Source organism: uncultured Alsobacter sp., from assembly GCF_945952055.1.
Taxonomy (GTDB): domain Bacteria; phylum Pseudomonadota; class Alphaproteobacteria; order Rhizobiales; family Beijerinckiaceae; genus Alsobacter.
In genome coordinates, this window is sequence record NZ_CAMFHB010000025.1 from 71,757 (window position 1) to 90,903 (window position 19,147).

18 protein-coding genes are annotated in these 19,147 nt (G+C 70.2%); 13 read left to right on the forward strand and 5 right to left on the reverse strand.

The window, feature by feature from the left end:
* The first annotated feature begins 28 nt into the window (after nt 1-28).
* Nucleotides 29-2,452, forward strand: coding sequence for a phenylalanine--tRNA ligase subunit beta (gene pheT, locus Q0Q47_RS18440; RefSeq protein ID WP_293863025.1), 2,424 nt, complete (start codon nt 29-31; stop codon nt 2,450-2,452).
* Between the two features lie 150 nt (nt 2,453-2,602).
* Here pheT and polA read toward each other — a convergent pair whose 3' ends face one another.
* Entirely contained in the window at nt 2,603-5,620 is a 3,018-nt protein-coding gene (gene polA / locus Q0Q47_RS18445; protein WP_293863027.1) for a DNA polymerase I, read from the reverse strand.
* 119 nt (nt 5,621-5,739) lie between these two features.
* Here polA and obgE point away from each other — a divergent pair, with 119 nt between their 5' ends.
* The 4 genes from obgE (at nt 5,740) to Q0Q47_RS18465 (ending at nt 10,030) form a co-directional block, all read left to right on the forward strand.
* Nucleotides 5,740-6,798 (forward strand): GTPase ObgE, encoded by a 1,059-nt coding sequence (gene obgE, locus Q0Q47_RS18450; protein ID WP_293863029.1) that lies wholly within the window; start codon nt 5,740-5,742, stop codon nt 6,796-6,798.
* Nucleotides 6,786-7,943 (forward strand): glutamate 5-kinase, encoded by a 1,158-nt coding sequence (gene proB / locus Q0Q47_RS18455; RefSeq protein WP_293863031.1) that lies wholly within the window; start codon nt 6,786-6,788, stop codon nt 7,941-7,943. Before obgE ends, proB begins: the two co-directional genes overlap by 13 nt.
* A 131-nt stretch (nt 7,944-8,074) precedes the next feature.
* The gene (locus Q0Q47_RS18460) at nt 8,075-9,364 is read left to right on the forward strand and encodes a glutamate-5-semialdehyde dehydrogenase (RefSeq protein ID WP_293863033.1); all 1,290 of its coding nucleotides are present in this window, start codon (nt 8,075-8,077) and stop codon (nt 9,362-9,364) included.
* 24 nt (nt 9,365-9,388) lie between these two features.
* The gene (locus Q0Q47_RS18465; protein WP_293863035.1) at nt 9,389-10,030 is read left to right on the forward strand and encodes a nicotinate-nucleotide adenylyltransferase; all 642 of its coding nucleotides are present in this window, start codon (nt 9,389-9,391) and stop codon (nt 10,028-10,030) included.
* A 4-nt stretch (nt 10,031-10,034) separates the two neighbouring features.
* On the opposite strand, the gene Q0Q47_RS18470 is transcribed toward Q0Q47_RS18465, so the two are convergent.
* Nucleotides 10,035-11,252 carry a glycosyltransferase family 4 protein gene (locus Q0Q47_RS18470; RefSeq protein WP_293863037.1) on the reverse strand — a complete coding sequence of 406 codons (1,218 nt, stop codon included), beginning with the start codon at nt 11,250-11,252 and terminating at the stop codon, nt 10,035-10,037.
* 74 nt (nt 11,253-11,326) lie between these two features.
* Here Q0Q47_RS18470 and Q0Q47_RS18475 point away from each other — a divergent pair, with 74 nt between their 5' ends.
* Entirely contained in the window at nt 11,327-12,091 is a 765-nt protein-coding gene (locus Q0Q47_RS18475; protein WP_293863039.1) for an alpha/beta hydrolase, read from the forward strand.
* Between the two features lie 111 nt (nt 12,092-12,202).
* On the opposite strand, the gene Q0Q47_RS18480 is transcribed toward Q0Q47_RS18475, so the two are convergent.
* Together Q0Q47_RS18480 and Q0Q47_RS18485 are read right to left on the reverse strand one after the other, a co-directional pair.
* Nucleotides 12,203-12,475: a DUF1150 domain-containing protein gene (locus Q0Q47_RS18480; protein WP_293863041.1), complete on the reverse strand. Its 273-nt coding sequence runs from the start codon at nt 12,473-12,475 to the stop codon at nt 12,203-12,205.
* A 62-nt stretch (nt 12,476-12,537) separates the two neighbouring features.
* Complete coding sequence (locus Q0Q47_RS18485; RefSeq protein ID WP_293863043.1) at nt 12,538-12,966, reverse strand: Hsp20 family protein; 429 nt, start codon at nt 12,964-12,966, stop codon at nt 12,538-12,540.
* 205 nt (nt 12,967-13,171) lie between these two features.
* Between Q0Q47_RS18485 and Q0Q47_RS18490 the strand changes: the two genes are divergently transcribed.
* From Q0Q47_RS18490 to Q0Q47_RS18515, 6 genes are all read left to right on the forward strand, one after another.
* Entirely contained in the window at nt 13,172-14,095 is a 924-nt protein-coding gene (locus Q0Q47_RS18490) for a sugar kinase (RefSeq protein ID WP_293863045.1), read from the forward strand.
* A gap of 128 nt (nt 14,096-14,223) precedes the next feature.
* On the forward strand, nt 14,224-15,168 hold the full coding sequence (msrP, locus tag Q0Q47_RS18495) for a protein-methionine-sulfoxide reductase catalytic subunit MsrP (RefSeq protein ID WP_293863047.1): 945 nt from the start codon (nt 14,224-14,226) through the stop codon (nt 15,166-15,168).
* A 4-nt stretch (nt 15,169-15,172) separates the two neighbouring features.
* Nucleotides 15,173-15,853, forward strand: a complete 681-nt coding sequence (locus tag Q0Q47_RS18500; protein WP_293863049.1) for a sulfite oxidase heme-binding subunit YedZ — start codon at nt 15,173-15,175, stop codon at nt 15,851-15,853.
* 115 nt (nt 15,854-15,968) lie between these two features.
* Entirely contained in the window at nt 15,969-16,130 is a 162-nt protein-coding gene (locus tag Q0Q47_RS18505) for a hypothetical protein (protein WP_293863051.1), read from the forward strand.
* Between the two features lie 55 nt (nt 16,131-16,185).
* Nucleotides 16,186-16,746 carry a CAP domain-containing protein gene (locus Q0Q47_RS18510; RefSeq protein WP_293863052.1) on the forward strand — a complete coding sequence of 187 codons (561 nt, stop codon included), beginning with the start codon at nt 16,186-16,188 and terminating at the stop codon, nt 16,744-16,746.
* A 206-nt stretch (nt 16,747-16,952) separates the two neighbouring features.
* Complete coding sequence (locus Q0Q47_RS18515) at nt 16,953-17,258, forward strand: hypothetical protein (RefSeq protein WP_293863054.1); 306 nt, start codon at nt 16,953-16,955, stop codon at nt 17,256-17,258.
* A gap of 12 nt (nt 17,259-17,270) precedes the next feature.
* Here Q0Q47_RS18515 and Q0Q47_RS18520 read toward each other — a convergent pair whose 3' ends face one another.
* Nucleotides 17,271-17,447: a hypothetical protein gene (locus tag Q0Q47_RS18520; protein WP_293863056.1), complete on the reverse strand. Its 177-nt coding sequence runs from the start codon at nt 17,445-17,447 to the stop codon at nt 17,271-17,273.
* A gap of 241 nt (nt 17,448-17,688) precedes the next feature.
* Between Q0Q47_RS18520 and infC the strand changes: the two genes are divergently transcribed.
* Nucleotides 17,689-18,219 (forward strand): translation initiation factor IF-3, encoded by a 531-nt coding sequence (infC, locus tag Q0Q47_RS18525; RefSeq protein WP_293863058.1) that lies wholly within the window; start codon nt 17,689-17,691, stop codon nt 18,217-18,219.
* The last annotated feature ends 928 nt before the right edge of the window (nt 18,220-19,147 follow it).

Consider the following 19,147-nt stretch of genomic DNA (forward strand, 5'->3'; position numbering starts at 1 on the left):
CGCTGCCCGTTCCGGATCGAGCGCCGCCATGAAGTTCACCCTCTCCTGGCTCAAGGAGCACCTCGACACCAACGCCACGGTCGACGAGATCGCGACGACGCTGACCCGCGTCGGCCTCGAGGTCGAGGGCGTCGAGGACAAGGCGAAGGAGCTTTCCGGCTACACCATCGCCTATGTCGTCTCGGCCGAGCAGCACCCCAACGCCGACCGGCTGCGGGTGTGCATGGTCGACACCGGCGAAGGTGAGCCGGTCCAGGTCGTCTGCGGCGCGCCCAACGCCCGCACCGGCATGAAGAGCGTGTTCTCGCCGCCCGGCACCTTCATCCCCGGCAAGGGCATCACGCTCGGCGTCGGTACCATCCGCGGCGTCGAAAGCCGTGGCATGCTGTGCTCGGCCTTCGAGCTGGGCCTCAGCGAGGACCACGAGGGCATCATCGACCTGCCGGCCGACGCGCCGGTCGGCCAGCGCTACGCGGACTGGGCCGGCCTCGGCGATCCCGTGATCGACGTCGCCGTGACGCCGAACCGCCCGGATGCGCTCGGCGTGTACGGCATCGCCCGCGATCTCGCGGCAGCTGGCCTCGGCAAGCTCGTGAGCCGCCAGCAGCCGCAGGTGAGGGGCTCCTTCCCCTGTCCGACCAAGGTGACGCTCGACTTCGCACCCGAGGACCGGAAGCTCTGCCCGGCCTTCGCGCTGCGCCTCGTGCGCGGCGTGAAGAACGGCGCCAGCCCCGAATGGCTGCAGCGCCGCCTGAAGGCCATCGGCCTGCGCCCGATCAACACGCTCGTCGACATCACCAACTACATCACCCACGACCGCGGCCGGCCGCTGCACGTCTTCGACCTGAAGAAGACGAAGGGCGACCTCGTGGTTCGCCGCGCCCGCGACGGCGAGGAGGTGGTGGCGCTCGACGGCAAGACCTACCGGCTCGACCCGGGCGTGGTGGTGATCGCCGACGACAACGGCGTGGAGTCGATCGCCGGCATCATGGGCGGCGAGCATTCCGGCAGCGATGAGACCACGACCGACGTGCTCATCGAGTCGGCGCTGTGGGATCCGCTGAACATCGCCCAGACGGGCCGTCGGCTCGGCATCAACTCCGATGCGCGCTACCGCTTCGAGCGCGGCGTCGATCCGGCCTTCAACAATCCCGGCCTGGAACTCGCGACGCTGATGGTGCTGGACCTGTGCGGCGGCGAAGCGTCCGACGTGACCTTCGCCGGCGCGATCCCCGACACCGACCGGGTCATCGATCTCCCCTGGTCCGAGGTGAAGCGCCTGACCGGCCTGTCGGTGCCCGTGGCCGACATGCGTGCGACGCTGCGCGAACTGGGCTTCACGGTGTCCGGCACCGGCGACGTCGTGAACGTGTCGCCGCCGACCTGGCGGCCCGACGTGGAAGGCAAGGCCGACCTCGTCGAGGAGATCGTGCGCATCGCAGGGCTCGACCAGGTCGCGTCGACCCCCTTCCCCCGCGAGGAAGCGACCGTCGCCAAGCCGGTCCTGACCCTGCTGCAGAAGCGCACCCGCGTCGCCAAGCGCGCGCTGGCCTCGCGTGGCCTCGTCGAGGCCGTGACGTGGTCCTTCATCGGCAAGGCCGAGGCCGAGCTCTTCGGCGGCGGCCAGCCGTCGCTCGCGCTCGCCAACCCGATCGCCGCCGATCTTTCCGACATGCGCCCGAGCCTGCTGCCGGGGCTCGTCAAGGCGGCCCAGCGCAACGCCGACCGGGGCTACCCCGACGCGGCGCTGTTCGAGGTGGGCCAGGTGTTCCGGGGCGACCAGCCCGACGACCAGAAGATCTCGGCCACCGCCATCCGCCGCGCGCTGGCGCGGCCGGCCGGCCCCGGCCGCCACTGGGGTGCCAAGCCTGCCCCGGTCGACGTGTTCGACGCCAAGGGCGACGCGATGGCCATGCTCGAGGCGCTCGGCGTGCCGACCGCCGGCCTGCAGGTCGTGCGCGGAGGGCCGTCCTGGTACCACCCCGGCCGCTCCGCGACGCTGCAGTTCGGACCCAAGGTCGTCGTCGGCGCCTTCGGCGAACTGCATCCGCGCATGCTGGAGGCGCTGGATGCCAAGGGCCCGATCGTGGCCTGCGAGATCATCCTGGACGTGCTGCCCCCGCCCAAGGCGAAGCCCACCCGCATGAAGCCCAAGCTGGTGCTCTCCGAGTTCCAGCCGGTGTCGCGCGACTTCGCCTTCATCGTCGACAAGGGCGTCGCCGCTGCCGACGTGCTGAAGGCCGTGCAGGCCGCGGAGCGCCAGCTCGTGACCGGCGCCGACGTGTTCGACGTCTACGAGGGGCCGGGCATCGGCGACGACAAGAAGTCCATCGCCGTCGCGGTGACGCTGCAGCCCACCGAGAAGACGCTCACCGACGTCGAGATCGAGGCGGTGGCGGGCAAGATCGTCGCCGAGGTGAGCAAGAAGACCGGGGCGGTGCTGCGCGGGTAACGCTCTTCGAGGTCCTGCGTCCTTCGACTCGGCCGCTGCGCGGCCGGCTCAGGATGAGGGGCTTTTAGGGGACTTCAACAGCAACAATGTCCCTCATCCTGAGCCGGCGCCGAAGGCGCCGAGTCGAAGGACGCACAATCTGACCGCGCCTCAGTGGGCCTCGTCCCAGTTGCCGGCGGCCCGGGCGTCCACCTGCAGCGGCACGTTGAGCTGCACGGTGGGGTGGGGGGCGTCGATCATCACCTTGCGCACCACGGGCAGGGTCGCCTCCACCTCGTTCTCCGCCACCTCGAAGACGAGTTCGTCGTGCACCTGAAGCAGCATGCGGGCGGAGAGCTTGGCCTGGGCCAGCGCCGGCTCCATGCGCACCATGGCGCGGCGGATGATGTCGGCGGCCGAGCCCTGGATGGGGGCGTTGATCGCCGCGCGCTCCATGAAGGCGCGCTCTGACGGGTTCTTCGCGTTGATCTGCGGGTAGTGCGCCTTGCGGCCGAACAGCGTGGTCACGTAGCCGTTGGAGCGGGCGAAGCGCTTGGTCTGCTCCATGTAGTCGCGGATGCCCGGGAAGCGCTCGAAATACTTCTTGATGTAGGCGCCGGCTTCCTCGCGGCCGATGCCGAGCTGGTTGGCGAGGCCGAAGGCCGAGATGCCGTAGATGATGCCGAAGTTGATGGCCTTGGCGCGGCGGCGCACCATCGGGTCCATGCCCTGGACCGGCACGCCGAACATCTCCGAGGCGGTCATGGCGTGGATGTCGATGCCGTCGGCGAAGGCCTGGCGCAATTGCGGGATCTCGGCGATGTGGGCGAGGATGCGCAGCTCGATCTGCGAGTAGTCGGCCGACACCAGCCTGTGGCCCGGCGTCGCCACGAACGCCGTGCGGATGCGCCGGCCCTCCTCGGTGCGCACCGGGATGTTCTGCAGGTTGGGCTCGGACGACGAGAGCCGCCCCGTGGTCGTGGAGGCCAGCGAGAAGCAGGTGTGCACGCGCTGCGTCTGCGGATGGACATAGCCGGGCAGGGCGTCCGTGTAGGTCGACTTCAGCTTGGAGAGCTGGCGCCACTCCAGGATGCGCGCCGGCAGCTGGTGGCCCTGCTCGGCGAGGTCCTCGAGCACCTTGGCGCCGGTCGACCAGGCGCCGGTCGCGGTCTTGGTGGCGCCGGGCAGGCCCATCTTGCCGAACAGGATGTCGCCCAGCTGCTTGGGCGAGCCGAGGTTGAACGGCCCACCGGCGAGCTCGTGGATTTCCGATTCGAGGCGCGCCATGCCCTGCGCGAATTCGCCGGAGAGCCGCGACAGGATCTGCCGGTCGATGGCGATGCCGCGCCGTTCCATGCGCCCCAGCACTGCGACGAGCGGCCGCTCGAGCCGCTCATAGGCGGTGGCCATGCCTTCCGCCGCCAGCCGCGGCTTCAGCACGTGCCAGAGCCGCAGCGTCACGTCGGCATCCTCGGCGGCGTATTCCGTCGCGCGCTGGATCGAGACGCGGGCGAAGCCGATGAAGCTCTTGCCGGTGCCGGCAACCTCGCCGAACTGGATGGGCTTGTGGCCGAGGAGCTTTTCCGAGAGCTCGTCCATGCCATGCCCGGTGCGGCCCGCATCGAGGATGTAGGAGAGCAGCATGGTGTCGTCGGCCGGCGCCACGACGATGCCGTGCCGCTCCAGCACGAGCCAGTCATATTTCAGGTTCTGCGCGATCTTGAGGACGCCGGCATCCTCGAGCAGCGGTTTCAGCAGGGCGAGTGCCTCGCGGATCGGGATCTGCCCCTCGACGAGGTCGTTGCCCCCGAAGAGGTCGCCCGAGCCCTCCGACTTGTGGGTGAGCGGGATGTAGCAGGCGCGCCCCGGCGCGGTCGCCAGCGACACGCCGACGAGGTCGGCCTGCATGGCGTCGAGCGAGGTCGTCTCCGTATCCACGGCCACCACGCCCGCCTCGCGCGCCTCTGCGATCCAGGCCCGCAGCCGGCTGACGTCGCCGACGGTCTCGTAGCGGGTGACGTCGAACGGAACGGCCCGCATCGCCGCCGCCGCGGCGCCGGCGACGTGCCCGGGCGTCGCCTCGCCGGCTCCGTTGGTCGCGGCCGGTGCCGCGACCGTCGAGGCGATCGTCGAGGAACGCGGCGCGGCCGCATCGCCGGCCGCGGCCGGTTCGCGCATGTCCGGGCCGTGGCCGGCGGCGCCGTCCGATCCGCCCCAGCCCGTGCCGGCGCCGGGAACGGTCAGCTCCGCCGCGGCGTCGACCGCGCCGGCATCCACGCCATAGGTCTCGGCCACGCGGCGCGTGACGCTGGTGAACTCCATCGCCTTCAGGAAGGCGATGAGCCGCCGCGGATCGGGATCGTGCACGCCGATGGATTCGAGCGAGTGGTCGAGCGGCACGTGCTTGTCGAGCATCACGAGGCGATGCGACAGCCGGGCCTGCTCGGCGTACTGGATCAGGGACTCGCGGCGCTTGGGCTGCTTGATCTCGCCGGCGCGCGACAGCAGCGTCTCGAGGTCGCCGTAGTCGAGGATCAGCTGCGCCGCCGTCTTCACGCCGATGCCCGGCACGCCGGGCACGTTGTCGACGCTGTCGCCGATGAGCGCCTGCACCTCGACGACCTTCTCGGGCGGCACGCCGAACTTCTCGATCACCTCGTCGCGGCCGATCCGGCGTTCCTTCATGCTGTCGTACATGCTGACGCCGTTGCCGACGAGCTGCATGAGGTCCTTGTCGGAGGCCACGATCGTCGTGGTGGCGCCGGCCTCGCAGGCGAGCCGCGCATAGGTCGCGATGATGTCGTCGGCCTCGTAGCCCTGCTGCTCCACGCAGGGCAGGTCGAAGGCGCGCACGGCGTCGCGGATCAGACGGAACTGAGGGCGCAGCTCCTCCGGCGGCTCGGGGCGGTGCGCCTTGTAGCCGTCGAACATCGCGTTGCGGAACGTCGTGGCCGAATAGTCGAAGACGACGGCGAGGTGGGTCGGCTTCTCGCCCGCGACGCTGTCGCGCAGAAGCCGCCACAGCATGTTGCAGAAGCCGGCGACGGCGCCCACCGGCAGGCCGTCGGACTTGCGGGTCAGCGGCGGCAGCGCGTGATAGGCCCGGAAGATGTAGGACGAGCCGTCGACCAGGAACACGTGGTCGCCCTTGCGGACGGGACGCAGGGCGGGGGTGGCGGTCTCGGTCATGGGCGGCACTCGGGCGGAACGGAATCGGGAGCGTTTGCGGCGCGCATCCTGCCACGCCGGAACGCTCGCGGCGACCCTTCGCCATTGCCGCGAAGGCTGTCGTCGGCTACTCAGACGCCATGAAATTCCTTGACGAAGCCAAGATCTATATCCGCTCGGGCAACGGCGGCGCCGGGTGCGTCTCGTTCCGGCGCGAGAAGTTCATCGAGTTCGGTGGGCCCGACGGCGGCGACGGCGGCAAGGGCGGCGACGTGTGGGTCGAGTGCGTCGACGGCCTCAACACGCTGATCGACTACCGCTACCAGCAGCATTTCAAGGCCAGGTCCGGCACCCATGGCATGGGCAAGAACCGTGCGGGGGCCAAGGGCCCGGACGTGGTGCTGAAGGTCCCCAAGGGCACGCAGATCTTCGAGGACGACGGCGAGACGCTGATCGCCGACCTGACCGAGCTCGGACAGCGCGTGCGCCTCGCCAAGGGCGGCAACGGGGGCTTCGGCAACCTGCACTTCACCACCTCGACGAACCGGGCGCCGCGCCACGCCAATCCCGGGCAGGAGGGCGAGGAGCGCTGGCTCTGGTTGAAGCTGAAGCTCATCGCCGATGCCGGCCTCGTGGGATTGCCGAATGCCGGCAAGTCGACCTTCCTGGCGACGGTGACGGCGGCCAAGCCGAAGATCGCCGACTACCCCTTCACCACGCTCATCCCCGGCCTCGGCGTCGTGCGCGTGGACGCGCGCGAATTCGTGCTGGCGGACATTCCGGGCCTGATCGAGGGCGCGCACGAGGGCCTCGGTCTCGGCGACAAGTTCCTGAGCCACGTCGAGCGCTGCCGCGTCCTGCTGCATCTGGTCGACGGCACGAGCGAGCACGCCGGCAAGACCTACAAGACGATCCGCAAGGAACTCGAGGCCTATGGCAACGCGCTGGGCGAGAAGCCCGAAGTCGTCGCCCTGACGAAGGTCGACGCGCTGACACCCGAGGACCTCAAGGACCAGCGGGCGCGCCTGAAGCGGGCCGCCAAGCGCGACCCCATCCTGCTGTCGTCGGCGACGGGGCAGGGCGTCGAGACCGTGCTGCGGGCGCTGCTCGACGTGATCCGCGCCACCAAGCCGGAAGAGGCGGAGTACGATCCGTCGGAGGAGCCGGTCCAGGAGACGCCGGGGGGATGGCGGCCGTGAAGCACGACAGCAAGGTGGCGCGCAAGGCACCCCGCCTCGACCAGTTCCGCCGCATCGTGATCAAGGTCGGTTCGTCGCTGCTCGTCGACAGCGCCCGCGGGCGGCTGAAACACGCCTGGCTGGCAGCGCTCGCCGAGGACATCGGCAACCTGCACGGCGCCGGGGCCGACGTCATCGTGGTGTCGTCCGGCGCCATCGCGCTCGGACGCACCGTGCTCGGCATGCCGAAGGGCCCGCTGAAGCTCGAGGAAAGCCAGGCCGCCGCGGCCGTGGGCCAGATCGCGCTCGCGCGCAGCTGGGCCGAGGCGCTGGGCCACCAGGGCATCACGACCGGCCAGATCCTGGTGACGCTCGGCGACACCGAGGAGCGCCGCCGCTACCTCAACGCCCGCGCCACGCTGGGTCGCCTCATGGACCTGCGCGCCGTGCCGGTGGTCAACGAGAACGACACGGTGGCCACCACCGAGATCCGCTACGGCGACAACGACCGCCTCGCCGCCCGCGTCGCCACCATGGCCGGCGCCGACTTGCTCGTGCTGCTGTCTGACATCGACGGGCTCTACACCGCCCCGCCCCAGAACGACCCCTCGGCCGAGCTCATCCCCGTGGTGCCCCGCATCACGGCCGAGATCGAGAGCATTGCCGGCGGCCCGGCCTCGGAGCTCTCGCGCGGCGGCATGCGGACCAAGATCGAGGCCGCCAAGATCGCGACCTCGGCCGGCACGCACATGATCATCGCCAACGGCCGCGTGAAGAATCCGCTCGGCGCGATCGCCGGCGGCGCGCGCTGCACCTGGTTCCTGACGCCCTCGAACCCGGTCGCCTCGCGCAAGAAGTGGATCGCCGGCTCGCTCGAGCCGCGCGGCATCCTGCACCTCGACGCCGGCGCGGTGCGTGCCGTGCGCTCGGGCAAGAGCCTGCTGCCGGCGGGCGTGGCGCGGATCGAGGGCGAGTTCGACCGCGGCGACGCCGTGATCCTGCGCGGCCCCGACGGCGGCGAACTCGGCCGCGGCCTCGTCGCCTACGACAGCACCCACGCCCTGAAGATCGCCGGCCGCTCCTCGCGCGACATCGAGGGCATCCTCGGTTACGCCGGCCGGGCCGAGATGGTCCACCGCGACGACATGGCGCTGGCGGCGGAGTAGGGCTCCGTTTTTGGGGAATGGCGAATGGGGATGGCCGCCATCCCACTCGCTACCCGCTGTTCGCTTCTGCCCATGGCGCAACACCCGTGGAGCCTTTATGACAGAGCCCTCGACACTTCAGGGCTCTCCCCATGCTCGACACCGTGACCCGGACTGCCGGAACCGACCTCGACGCCCTCATGCTGGCCATCGGCCGGCGTGCGCGCGCCGCCGCGCGTCGCCTGGGCACGCTGCCGCCACCGGTGAAGGACGCCGCGCTGCGCCGCGCGGCCGCCTGCCTGCGCGAGGCCGCGCCGGCCGTGCTGGAGGCCAATGCCCGTGACGTGGCGGCCGCGCGCGAGCGCGGCACCAAGGGCGCGTTCATCGACCGGCTGACGCTCGATCCGGCTCGCCTCGAGGCCGTGGCACGGGCGGTGGAGGACATCGCGGGATTGGCCGACCCGGTCGGCCGCGTGCTGGCCCGGTGGGAGCAGCCGAACGGGCTGAAGTTCGAACGCGTGGCCACGCCGCTCGGCGTGGTCGGCGTGATCTTCGAGAGCCGGCCCAACGTTACGGCGGATGCCGGCGCGCTCTGCGTGAAGGCCGGCAACGCCGCGATCCTGCGGGCAGGATCGGAGAGCCTAGCGACCTCGATGGCCATCGCGACCGCCCTGCGCGAGGGCCTCGCCGAGGGCGGCCTGCCCGAGGATTCCATCCAGATCGTGCCGGTCACCGACCGGGCGGCCGTGGGCCTGATGCTCGGCGGCCTCGAAGGCGCCATCGACGTGATCGTGCCGCGCGGCGGCAAGAGCCTCGTCGGGCGCGTGCAGGCCGAGGCCCGCGTGCCGGTGTTCGCGCACCTGGAAGGCATCTGCCACGTCTACGTCCATGCGGCGGCGGATCTCGCGATGGCGCTGTCGATCGTGAAGAACGCCAAGCTGCGGCGCACGGGCATCTGCGGCTCGGCGGAGACGCTGCTCGTCGACCGCGCCTGTGCCGCCACCCACCTGGCCCCCCTGGTGACCATGCTGCTCGACGCCGGCTGCGTGGTGCGCGGCGACGCCGCCACCCAGGCCGTCGACCCGCGCGTGACCGCCGCGACCGAGGAGGACTGGCGCACCGAGTATCTCGACGCGATCATCTCGGTGCGCGTGGTCGACGGCATCGACGCCGCGATGGACCACATCGAGACCTACGGCTCGCACCACACCGACAGCATCCTCACCGCGGACGAGGCCGCCGCGGCGCGGTTCCTGGCCGAGGTCGACAGCGCCATCGTGCTGCACAACGCCTCCACGCAGTTCGCCGACGGCGGCGAGTTCGGCTTCGGCGCCGAGATCGGCATCGCCACGGGGCGCATGCACGCCCGCGGGCCGGTGGGCGTCGACCAGCTCACCTCGTTCAAGTACCGGGTGCACGGGACCGGCCAGACGCGGCCGTAACGAGGATCGACGCGGGGGCGCGCCATGCCGGGGCTGAAGCGGGCCGGGACGGGACGGCCGGTGGTCGTGCCGCCGCACGGTCCCGGCCAGCGCATCGGGCTGATGGGGGGGACGTTCAATCCGCCCCACGCCGGGCACCTGCTCGTCGCGCACACGGCGCTCCGGCGGCTGGGGCTCGACCAGGTCTGGTGGCTCGTCACGCCCGGCAATCCGCTCAAGAACAACAGCGGCCTGCCGCCGCTCTCCGAACGCCTCGCCGCAGCGCGGGATCTGGTCGACGACCGGCGCATCGTCGTCACGGGCATCGAGGCCGAGATCGGCACGCGCTTCACCTGGGACACCCTGCGCTGGCTGAAGGAGCGCGCGCCGGCCACCCGCTTCGTCTGGGTGATGGGCGCCGACAACATGCCGAACTTCCACCGCTGGCAGCGCTGGGAAGAAATCGTCCGCCTGATGCCGATCGCGGTGGTCGACCGGCCGGGCGCCACGCTGCGGGCGAGCCAGTCTCGCGTCGCGCACCGCTACGCCGCGGCCCGCATCGACGAGAGCGATGCGTCGGTGCTCCCGGATCTCCGCGCGCCGGCCTGGGTCTTCCTGCACGGCCCGCGTTCACCCCTGTCGTCCACGGCGCTGCGCGCCGCGGGGCAGGGGCTGTCGCGACGCTGACCCCTCAGCCCCGCCCGCCGAGCAGGGCGGCATAGACGTCGAGCGTTTCGCCGATCATGCGATCGAGGGAGAACAGGCCTTCGACATGCATGCGGGCGCGCCCGGCCAGGGCGTCGCGCGCGCTCGCGCCCAGCGCCAGCGCCGCGCCGACGGCTTCCGCCAGCGCCTTGGGGTCGCCGGGCGGAACACGCCAGCCGGTGCGGGCGGCGGAGGGCACCTGCGGCGGCGCGAGCACCGTCTCCGGCACCGCGCCCAGATCCGACACGACCACCGGCGCGCCCATGGCCTGCGCTTCCACCGCCGAGCGCCCGAAGGCCTCGGGCTCGGTCGAGGGCACGGTCACCACGGAGGCGGCGAGGAAGGCGGCCGGCATGTCGGCGCAGTGCCCGACGCGCCGCACGACGTCCTCGAGCTTGAGCTGCCGGATGAGGCTGTCGAGTTCCTTGACGTAGCCGTCGCGGCCCTGCTCGTCTCCCGCCAGCACGACGGCGATGTCGGTAACGCCGCCGTCGAGCATGCGGCGGGCGGCGTCGATCAGCACCTTCTGGCCTTTCCAGCCGGTCAGCCGCGCGGCCAGCAGCACGACGCGCTGGTGAGGCTCGACACCCCACTGGCGCCGCAACCGCTCGACCCGCTCCGGCTCGACGGCGGCCGTGGAGAAGCGCCGCAGGTCCGTCCCGCGGTGGATGACCCGGATCCGGTCGCGGGCGAAGGGATGCATCCGCCCGATGAGATCCGCCGTGTAGTGCGAGTTGGCGATGACGACATCGCCGCGCGCCATGACGGAGTTGTAGAGGATCTTCACCGCCGAGCGTCCGGCATAGCTGCCGTGATAGGTGGTGACGAAGGGCAGCCGCAGGGCGCGGCTCGCCATGAGCGCGCTCCACGCCGGGGCACGCGAGCGGGCATGCACGAGGTCGACGCCTTCGTCGAGGCACATGGCGCGCAGCCGGCGCGCATTGGCGAGCATGCGGATCGGGTTCTTGCTGCGGGCCGGGAAGGGCAGCCAGATGCCCCCCTTGGCCTGCAACTCGGCGACGAGCCGCCCTCCCTCGGTGGCGACGAGGGCGCGAGCGCCCGCCTGCGCCAGCGCGGCGGCCACGTCGACGGTGGTGCGTTCGGCCCCGCCGGCGTCGAGCTCGGGCACGACCTGCAACACGGTGCGGCCGGCGAGCCCGGACGAGCCGGACGTCATGAAGGGCGAGCCGGGGTGCGGTCGCATCAGCACTCCCGTCGGTGTATCAGGGCCAAGAGCCCGCGAGTCGGCATCGGCACGGTCATGGCACGAGGTTTACGGTGAGCCGCAACGATCTGCAATTTGTCGACGTGGGAACCGGGGCCGATACCCGCAGGATCGCGTTCCAGGTTCGGGACGGCGCCCTGCCGGCGGTGGTCTGGCTCGGGGGCTTCCGGTCGGACATGGCCTCCACCAAGGCCGAGGCGATCGATGCCTGGGCGCGCGAGCACGGGCGCCGCTTCGTCCGGCTCGACTACTCGGGCCACGGCGTGTCGGGCGGCCGCTTCGAGGACGGCACGATCTCACGCTGGCTGGAGGAGAGCCTCGCGGTCATCCGGCAGGAGGGCGGCGCCAGGCCGATCCTGGTCGGCTCGTCGATGGGCGGCTGGATCGCGCTGCTGGCCGCGCGGGCTCTGGGGCCGGGGAGCCTGTCGGGCCTGGTGCTGATCGCGCCGGCCGCCGATTTCACCCAGGCCCTGATGTGGGAGGCCTTCACGCCGGCGATCCGCCGGCAGATCGAGAAGAAGGGCGTGTGGATGCGCGAGAGCGCCTATTCCAACGAGCCCTATCCGATCACGCGCGGACTGATCGAGGACGGGCGCAGGCATCTGCTGCTCGATGGCCCGCCCCTCGTGCTGGGCTGCCCGGTCCACGTGCTGCAGGGCATGCAGGATCCCGACGTGCCCTGGCGCCATGCGATGACGCTGGTGGAACACATGCCGGGCGACGAGGTGGTGACGACGATGATCCGCGACGGCGACCACCGCCTGTCCCGGCCGCAGGACATCGAGCGCCTGCTGACCGCGATCGCGGAGATTGCGTGACGGATGGGGCGGGGCTGGCCACCCGCGGGGTGGCCGCAACGGACGCGTCGGAGATGGCGACGAGACGCCGGAGGGCGGACGGGCGTCGATGACGCCCGCGCTCTCCTGTGCTCAGTGCACGCTCACCGGGGTGAGATCGTGCTCCCACGCGTTGGCGATGGCGGTGTTCCGATCGTCGGTGATCATGATCGGGGTGCCGTCGGCGCCGAGAAGCGCGAAGAGGTCGAGGCCCGGCTCGAGGTTGGGCGCGTTCGGAAACAGACGGTTGAGGTCGTCCGAGCGGATCGGCCTGACATAGGCGATCTTGCCTCCGCCGATGGCCGCGAGGGCCTGAGGCGTGATGGTGTCGACGGTGACGGCGGTCTTCGTGTCGTTGTGGGTCATCGCACCCTCCTTTGAGCGGAGCGAATTAGGGGGAAGCAAGCCTCGGGCCATGGCTGTGACGCCTATTCCCGGGCCATGATGTCGATCCGCCGCACGATGCGCTGGGCCTCGGGCCGCACGAGATCGATGGACAGGAGGCCGTTGGAGAGGTCGGCGCCCTGGACTTCGAGCCCATCCGCGAGAAGGAAGGCCCGTTGGAACTGCCGCGCGGCGATGCCGCGATGCAGGTAGTCCCGTTCCCGATCGTCCACCTGGCGGCCGCGGATCACGAGCTGGTTCTCTTCCAGCGTGATTTCCAGCTGGTCGCGGGTGAACCCTGCGACCGCGAGCGTGATCCGGAGAAGTTCCGGTTCGTTCCCGCAGCGCGGGATCCGCTCGATGTTGTAGGGCGGATAGCCCTCCGATGCGGCCTTGGCCACCCGGGTCAGTGCCCTCTCCACCTCGTCGAAGCCGAGGAGGAAGGGTGACGACAGAGACGGTACACGCGTCATTCGCGAAGCCCTTGATGAGGCACTTCGTGGTGGGGCCCACTCTCGCAGCATCCCCAGTGCCCTCCACCGGACGGCACATGGCGAATATGGCGGTGCCGTTTCCGCGGTTCAAGGGGCTGGCCGGAAGGGCCCCAACCCCTTGTCCCGCGAGGCCGAACCGGCCATGGTCGCGCCCCGCGGGGAAACGAGGTTCGAGGAGACCGGCATGAAGCGCTTCGACGTTCTCGGCATGGGCGAGCCGCTCATGGAGTTCAACGAGGTCGAGCGCGGTGGCGATCGGGTCTACCTGCCCGGCCATGGCGGCGACACGTCGAACGCGACCATCGCGGCCGCCCGCCAGGGTGCGCGCTGCGCCTATTTCACCGCGGTGGGCGAGGATGCCTTCGGCAAGGACTTCCTGGCCCTGTGGGACCGGGAGAGCGTCGATCGGGCGGCGGTGATCAGCCGGGGCGACGCCAGCACCGGCATCTACTTCATAACCCATGGTCCCGACGGCCACGCCTTCAGCTATTACCGTGCGGGATCCGCGGCGAGCCGCGTGCGGCCCTCCGACGTTCCGGACGACCTCGTGGCGTCGGCGCGGGTGCTGCACGTCTCGGGCATCAGCCAGGCGATCTCGGACACGGCCTGCGACGCGGTGTTCAAGGCGATCGCCGTGGCCAGGCAGGCCGGCACGAGCGTGAGCTATGACACCAATCTGCGGCTGCGGCTCTGGCCGCTCGACCGGGCCCGGGCGGTGATCCATGCCGCCGTGGCGCTCAGCGACATCTGCCTGCCGGGGCTCGACGATGCCCGCCAGCTCACCGGCCTCGAGCGGGGGGAAGACGTGTGCGCCTTCTATCTCGGGCTCGGCTGCAAGGTGGTGGCCCTGACCATGGGCAAGGAAGGCACCATGGTCGCCGTGCCGGGGGAAACGCGCATGATCCCGGCCAAGGTGGTCAAGGCGATCGACGCGACGGGGGCCGGCGACACCTTCGACGGCGCCTTCCTGGCCGAGTGGCTGGCGAATGGGGGGGATGCCTTCGCCGCAGCGGCCTATGCCAATGCGGCGGCGGCGCTGTCGACGCAGGGCTACGGTGCGGTGGCGCCCATCCCGACGCGGCAGCAGGTCGCAGCCTTCATGGGCTGAAACACGGCCGGTCTCACGCGGATGCGCACAAACGTGAGTTGCCCGGCGCCGTGCCATGCGTTGACATGGCTTGAAAGGTCCGCAGCCCGCCCGATGTGTTGGTGACCGGTCCGTCCCCGGAGAGCGTCATGCCCATTCGCCTGCCCAAGATCCCTGGCTCACAGATCACCCCCCGCGAGGTCTTCATGGACCGCCGGCGCTTCATGCAGGGGGCGACGGCGGTGGCCGCCGGCCTGGGTGGCCTGGCGACGGGCGAGGCTGTCGCGGAGCAGGTGTCGGCGAAGCTCGACGCGCCCCGCAACTCCGCCTTCGTGGTCAAGGACGAGCTGACGCCGAAGAAGCTCGCGACCACGTACAACAACTTCTACGAGTTCGGGACGGGCAAGGGCGACCCTGCGGAGAATGCCGGCCCCTTGAAGGTGCGGCCCTGGACCGTCGAGATCACCGGCGCCGTCGAGGAGCCGATGACCGTCGGCATCGAGGACCTGCTCAAGATGCAGCTCGAGGAGCGCGTCTACCGCTTCCGATGCGTCGAGGCCTGGTCGATGGTGGTGCCCTGGGTCGGGTTCGAGCTGAACAAGCTGGTCTCCATGGTGGGCCCGACCAGCAAGGCCAAGTACGTCAAGTTCTACACCGCGGTCCAGAAGGACACGATGACCGGGCTGCGCATGCCCTTCATCGATTTCCCCTATGTGGAGGGGCTGCGGATCGACGAGGCGATGAACCCGCTGACGATGCTGACGCTGGGCCTCTACGGCGAGACCCTGCCCAACCAGAACGGCGCGCCGGTTCGCCTCATCGTACCGTGGAAGTACGGCTTCAAGAGCGTGAAGTCGATCGTCAGGATCGAGTTCACCGACGAGCAGCCGAAGACCACCTGGATGCTGGCGGGGCCGACCGAGTACGGCTTCTATTCCAACGTCAATCCCGCCGTGGATCACCCGCGCTGGAGCCAGAAGCGCGAGCGCGTCCTGCCCGGCCTGTTCGCGAGCCGCGCAACGGAGCCCTTCAACGGCTATGCCGAACAGGTCGCGTCCCTCTATTCGGGCATGGACCTCAAGACCTATTTCTAAGGGCATGAACACCGCCGCACCCCTGGCCCGTCCGGCCGCGCGCCCTGCGCGTCCGGTGGATTGGCGCGACCCGGTGACCCTGGCCAAGCCGGTCGTCTTCGCGGCGTGCCTGTGGCCCTTCGCGCGCCTGGCCTTCGCCGTGGTGAACGACCCGGTGAGCCTGGGCGCGAACCCGGCCGAGACGATCGAGCACGTGACCGGGGACTGGTGCCTCCAGTTCCTGCTGATCACGCTGGCGGTGACGCCGCTGCGCCGCCTGACCGGCTGGAACGGGGTGATCCGGTTCCGCCGGATGCTCGGCCTCTTCGCCTTCTTCTACGGGGTGATGCACCTGGCCTGCTACGTCGCCTTCGACCAGTATTTCGACTGGCCGGCGATCCTGAAGGACATCGTCAAGCGCCCCTTCATCACCGTCGGCTTCGCGGCGCTGGTCCTCATGGCGCCCCTTGCCGTGACGTCCACGAAGGGCTGGATCCGCCGCATGGGGGCCCAGGCCTGGAACCGGCTGCACAAGCTCATTTATCCCGTCGCGATCCTGGGCGTCGTCCACTACTGGTGGCTCGTGAAGCGGGACATCACCTGGCCCGTCATCTACGCGGCGGTGTTGGCCGTCCTGCTCGGATGGCGCCTGTGGCGGCGCAGCCAGCCCTCCGCCCGCCAGAAGGCCGCGGCGCGGGCGGGCTGAGGCCTCCCGGGCGCGGCCCGGGGGTGCCCGATGTGCGCCAGCGCACACCGTGAGGTTCAAAAGAAGAGCAGTTTGCGACCGTGGACCGTGGATCAACCCGGCCATGGAGGCGTTCATGTTCGGAAGTGCTCTACAGCTGCCCCATCGTGCCGCCCGCCTGGCGCTCGTGGGAGGCGTGATCGTTTCGGGAACCCTGACCGGGGTCGTGCTGGCGGCGCTCGCGACGCGGGCCTGCCAGTGGCTCTTTCAGGCCGATCCGATCGTCACCGCTCTTTGACGGTCGCCGGTTCGTCCGACGGCTGCCCAAACCCGCGAGGTTCCGCATCAGGCCCATGACGACACTTCGCTGCCTGCTCGCGGCACTCGCCGCCTTCGCGCTCCTTGCCGGCGCCCGCGCCGACATGGCGACGGCGGCACCGCGCGCGTCCGCGACGAAGCCGGCCAGCGACGGCTCGGCGGCGGCGGTGTCCCGGCTCAGGACGGCCCAGGGGCTCTCGCCCGTCACGGCGGATCCCGCTCTCGTGCGCCTGGCGCGGCAGCAGGCCGAGGCGATGGCGCGGGCCGCGACCATGTCGCACGACGTCGGCGGCAGCTTCCGCTCGCGCCTTGCGGCGGGCGGGGTCAAGGCCGCGCGCGCGGCCGAGAACATCGGTGCCGGACAGACCAGCCTGGCGCAGATGCTCGCCGACTGGATGACGTCGCCGGGCCATCGCGACAACCTGATGATGCGGGAGGCCACGCGCATCGGCCTGGCCTCCGTGCAGGGGCCGGGTGGACCCTACTGGGCGCTGGTGATCGCCTCGCCCGAACCCCCGCAACGCCGCCCGGACGCGGCCGCTCCGGCCGGCGGCATGGGCCTGTTCTTCGGCGTTCCCGCCTGGGGCCGACCGTGAGCGCCGCGGATGGGGCGACCGGCTTTAACCGAGATGGAACATTCGTCACCTGTTTCGAGACAATTTTAATCAAACGCCCTGACAACCCCAGGTCGTGCGAGTACAAGATACGTCATGTGCGATTTCGCACATCGGCTCGCTCGCCCTTGGGTCATGAAAGGGCAACGACGAACGGGCGTTAGGCCCGACCGCTTGGAGGCGGAGACATGGCACACGATACCCGCACGGCCGTGGATACGGTCACCATCGCGGCCCTCATGCACACTGTGCATCATCTGCACGGCGAATTGCTGCGCTGTCCGCAGACGAGGGCCCGCCTGGCCAGCATCGAGGCCGACACGCTGCGCTCGATCAAGCAGATCGACGCCGGTGAATTCGACTATGACGTCCAGGCCGAAGGTTTGGGCGAGGCTCTTCGCCTCGTGCGGACGATGTTCCGCTACTCGCATGCCCAGGAACAGGCCGAAACGGCCCCCGCGCCCAAGGCGGCCGAGGAACTCGACCAGGCCTGACGCCGCGTTGCTTCAGCGGTTCTGGGATGGATCGGAATAGTCGGGAGAGCGCCCCCGCCCGACGTGTCCGTCCTCCCGGGCGCCCCGCCGACCGCGGCGCATCAGGGCCACGAGGATCGCGAGCCCCAGAACGATCGGCCCGCCGATCGTTACGAAGACCCAAGGGGCGACGTCCCAGTTCTCGATCATGGCGTGCTCCGGGCAACCCCCGCGACCCGAGGGCGGGTTCGAGCGCGCATAACGGCGCGGCCGCCTTGCGGTTCCCTGCGCCGTGCAACGAGAGTCGTGTTGACTTCGCGCGGCTTTCTGCGAATTTCGTGTCCTGCCGAAGCACACCCGACTGCCGGAGGGCGCAGCCGTGGGCATCCCGCCCAGGCAGCATGTCCCTCACGACACGGGCCAAGAGGAGAACCAGGCCATTCGCAGACCTATGAGAGCCGCTCCGGTCCCGCAGAAGGACGGGCCGCGCGCGAACCGGGACATCCGCGGCGTTCGCGAAGTCCAGCTGATCGACGATACGGGCGCCAACCGCGGCGTCGTGGCGTTCTTTGACGCCCTGAAAATTGCCGAGGACGCTGGGCTCGATCTCGTCGAGATTGCCCCCAATGCCACGCCGCCCGTGTGCAAGCTCCTCGACTACGGCAAGTACAAGTTCAACGAACAGAAAAAGGCCGCCGAGGCCCGCAAGAAGCAGAAGACGGTCGAGGTGAAGGAGATCAAGCTTCGCCCCGGCATCGACGACCACGACTACGAGGTCAAGATGAAGGCCGTGCGGCGCTTCTTCGAGGAAGGCGACAAGGTGAAGGTGACCCTGCGCTTCCGCGGCCGCGAGATGGCGCACCAGGACATCGGCGTGAAGCTGCTGGATCGCGTCAAGACCGAGATGGCGGACGTGTCCAAGGTGGAATCCGAGCCCATGCTCGAAGGCCGCCAGATGATCATGGTGATGGCCCCGCGCTGAGCAGCGCCCGGTCCACCGACGCCGAACGAGTTTCAACCCCCGCCCTCGTGCGGGGGTTTTTCTTTGTCGACCCGCCATGCCGCAAGACGGCGGAAGGTCCCCGGCATCCGGGTTGACGTGGGGCGTGAGCCGAAGGGCAGCCGGGGCGGGGCATGCGAACATCCTGCCCGCTACCCGACGCCGATCCGAGCGGCTCTCTCACGGCCGGACAGTCCGGCGGCTTTCTCCGATGATGGCACCGAGCGCCGCATGCGCCCGAATTCGGTCCCGGACGATCGTGGCGGTCTGCACCCGTCGCGGGTGCTCGTTCCTTTCGCATTGCACGGTCGAGCTGTTGCAGGACGATTGAGCAGACCGGCGCGCGCGAACGAGCCGGGCGCGTGTCTCGCGCGACGCCTTCACCGTACGGGAGGTGGTCCGCACGGGGGGAAGCCGTGGGTTCTGGTCGAAGGCTACGAGCCGTCTCCAACCCCCGCTGCACGTCCCTCTCCCTGTCCTGGCCGGGCGCGGCCCGCCCCTCCACGACGTGAGAATGGTCGCGGGAAGATCGTTGATGCCCTGCGCCGGGCCCGGACAGGAGGGCGGAGAGGTCGTTGCGAGCGCGGCGAGCACTGCCCGACCGGACCGGGAGATTGGTTTTCAGGCTCTGCGGCTGGCGGCGCTGAAGGGCGCGCGGGAAAGGGATCGCCAGGCGCTGGCCGGACGACCGCGGCTTGCCCGGTCATGCTGCGCCGCAGCGTGCCCGGAGCACCGTCCGGAGGCCATGAGCGGAAACCGTGCCGAAACGGCTCAAAACCGGGCCCTGAATCTTTTCTCGAAAAAAAATCGGTCACAGGGGTTGCGTCTCCGGGAGAGAGTCGGTACATCCCCACTCACACACGGCGGCGCTGCCCCGGACCACCGGGCCGGCGAGCCGATGAGGCATCTC

Coding starts and splice junctions, on each gene's coding strand:
- Q0Q47_RS18480 (WP_293863041.1), bottom strand. CDS start 12,475: ATGACCCACAACGACACGAAGACCGCCGTCACCGTCGACACCATCACG.
- Q0Q47_RS18505 (WP_293863051.1), top strand. CDS start 15,969: ATGTTCGGAAGTGCTCTACAGCTGCCCCATCGTGCCGCCCGCCTGGCG.
- Q0Q47_RS18465 (WP_293863035.1), top strand. CDS start 9,389: ATGCCGGGGCTGAAGCGGGCCGGGACGGGACGGCCGGTGGTCGTGCCG.
- msrP (WP_293863047.1), top strand. CDS start 14,224: ATGCCCATTCGCCTGCCCAAGATCCCTGGCTCACAGATCACCCCCCGC.
- Q0Q47_RS18490 (WP_293863045.1), top strand. CDS start 13,172: ATGAAGCGCTTCGACGTTCTCGGCATGGGCGAGCCGCTCATGGAGTTC.
- infC (WP_293863058.1), top strand. CDS start 17,689: ATGAGAGCCGCTCCGGTCCCGCAGAAGGACGGGCCGCGCGCGAACCGG.
- Q0Q47_RS18460 (WP_293863033.1), top strand. CDS start 8,075: ATGCTCGACACCGTGACCCGGACTGCCGGAACCGACCTCGACGCCCTC.
- Q0Q47_RS18485 (WP_293863043.1), bottom strand. CDS start 12,966: ATGACGCGTGTACCGTCTCTGTCGTCACCCTTCCTCCTCGGCTTCGAC.
- Q0Q47_RS18500 (WP_293863049.1), top strand. CDS start 15,173: ATGAACACCGCCGCACCCCTGGCCCGTCCGGCCGCGCGCCCTGCGCGT.
- Q0Q47_RS18515 (WP_293863054.1), top strand. CDS start 16,953: ATGGCACACGATACCCGCACGGCCGTGGATACGGTCACCATCGCGGCC.
- polA (WP_293863027.1), bottom strand. CDS start 5,620: ATGACCGAGACCGCCACCCCCGCCCTGCGTCCCGTCCGCAAGGGCGAC.
- Q0Q47_RS18510 (WP_293863052.1), top strand. CDS start 16,186: ATGACGACACTTCGCTGCCTGCTCGCGGCACTCGCCGCCTTCGCGCTC.
- Q0Q47_RS18520 (WP_293863056.1), bottom strand. CDS start 17,447: ATGATCGAGAACTGGGACGTCGCCCCTTGGGTCTTCGTAACGATCGGC.
- pheT (WP_293863025.1), top strand. CDS start 29: ATGAAGTTCACCCTCTCCTGGCTCAAGGAGCACCTCGACACCAACGCC.
- proB (WP_293863031.1), top strand. CDS start 6,786: ATGGCGGCCGTGAAGCACGACAGCAAGGTGGCGCGCAAGGCACCCCGC.
- obgE (WP_293863029.1), top strand. CDS start 5,740: ATGAAATTCCTTGACGAAGCCAAGATCTATATCCGCTCGGGCAACGGC.
- Q0Q47_RS18470 (WP_293863037.1), bottom strand. CDS start 11,252: ATGCGACCGCACCCCGGCTCGCCCTTCATGACGTCCGGCTCGTCCGGG.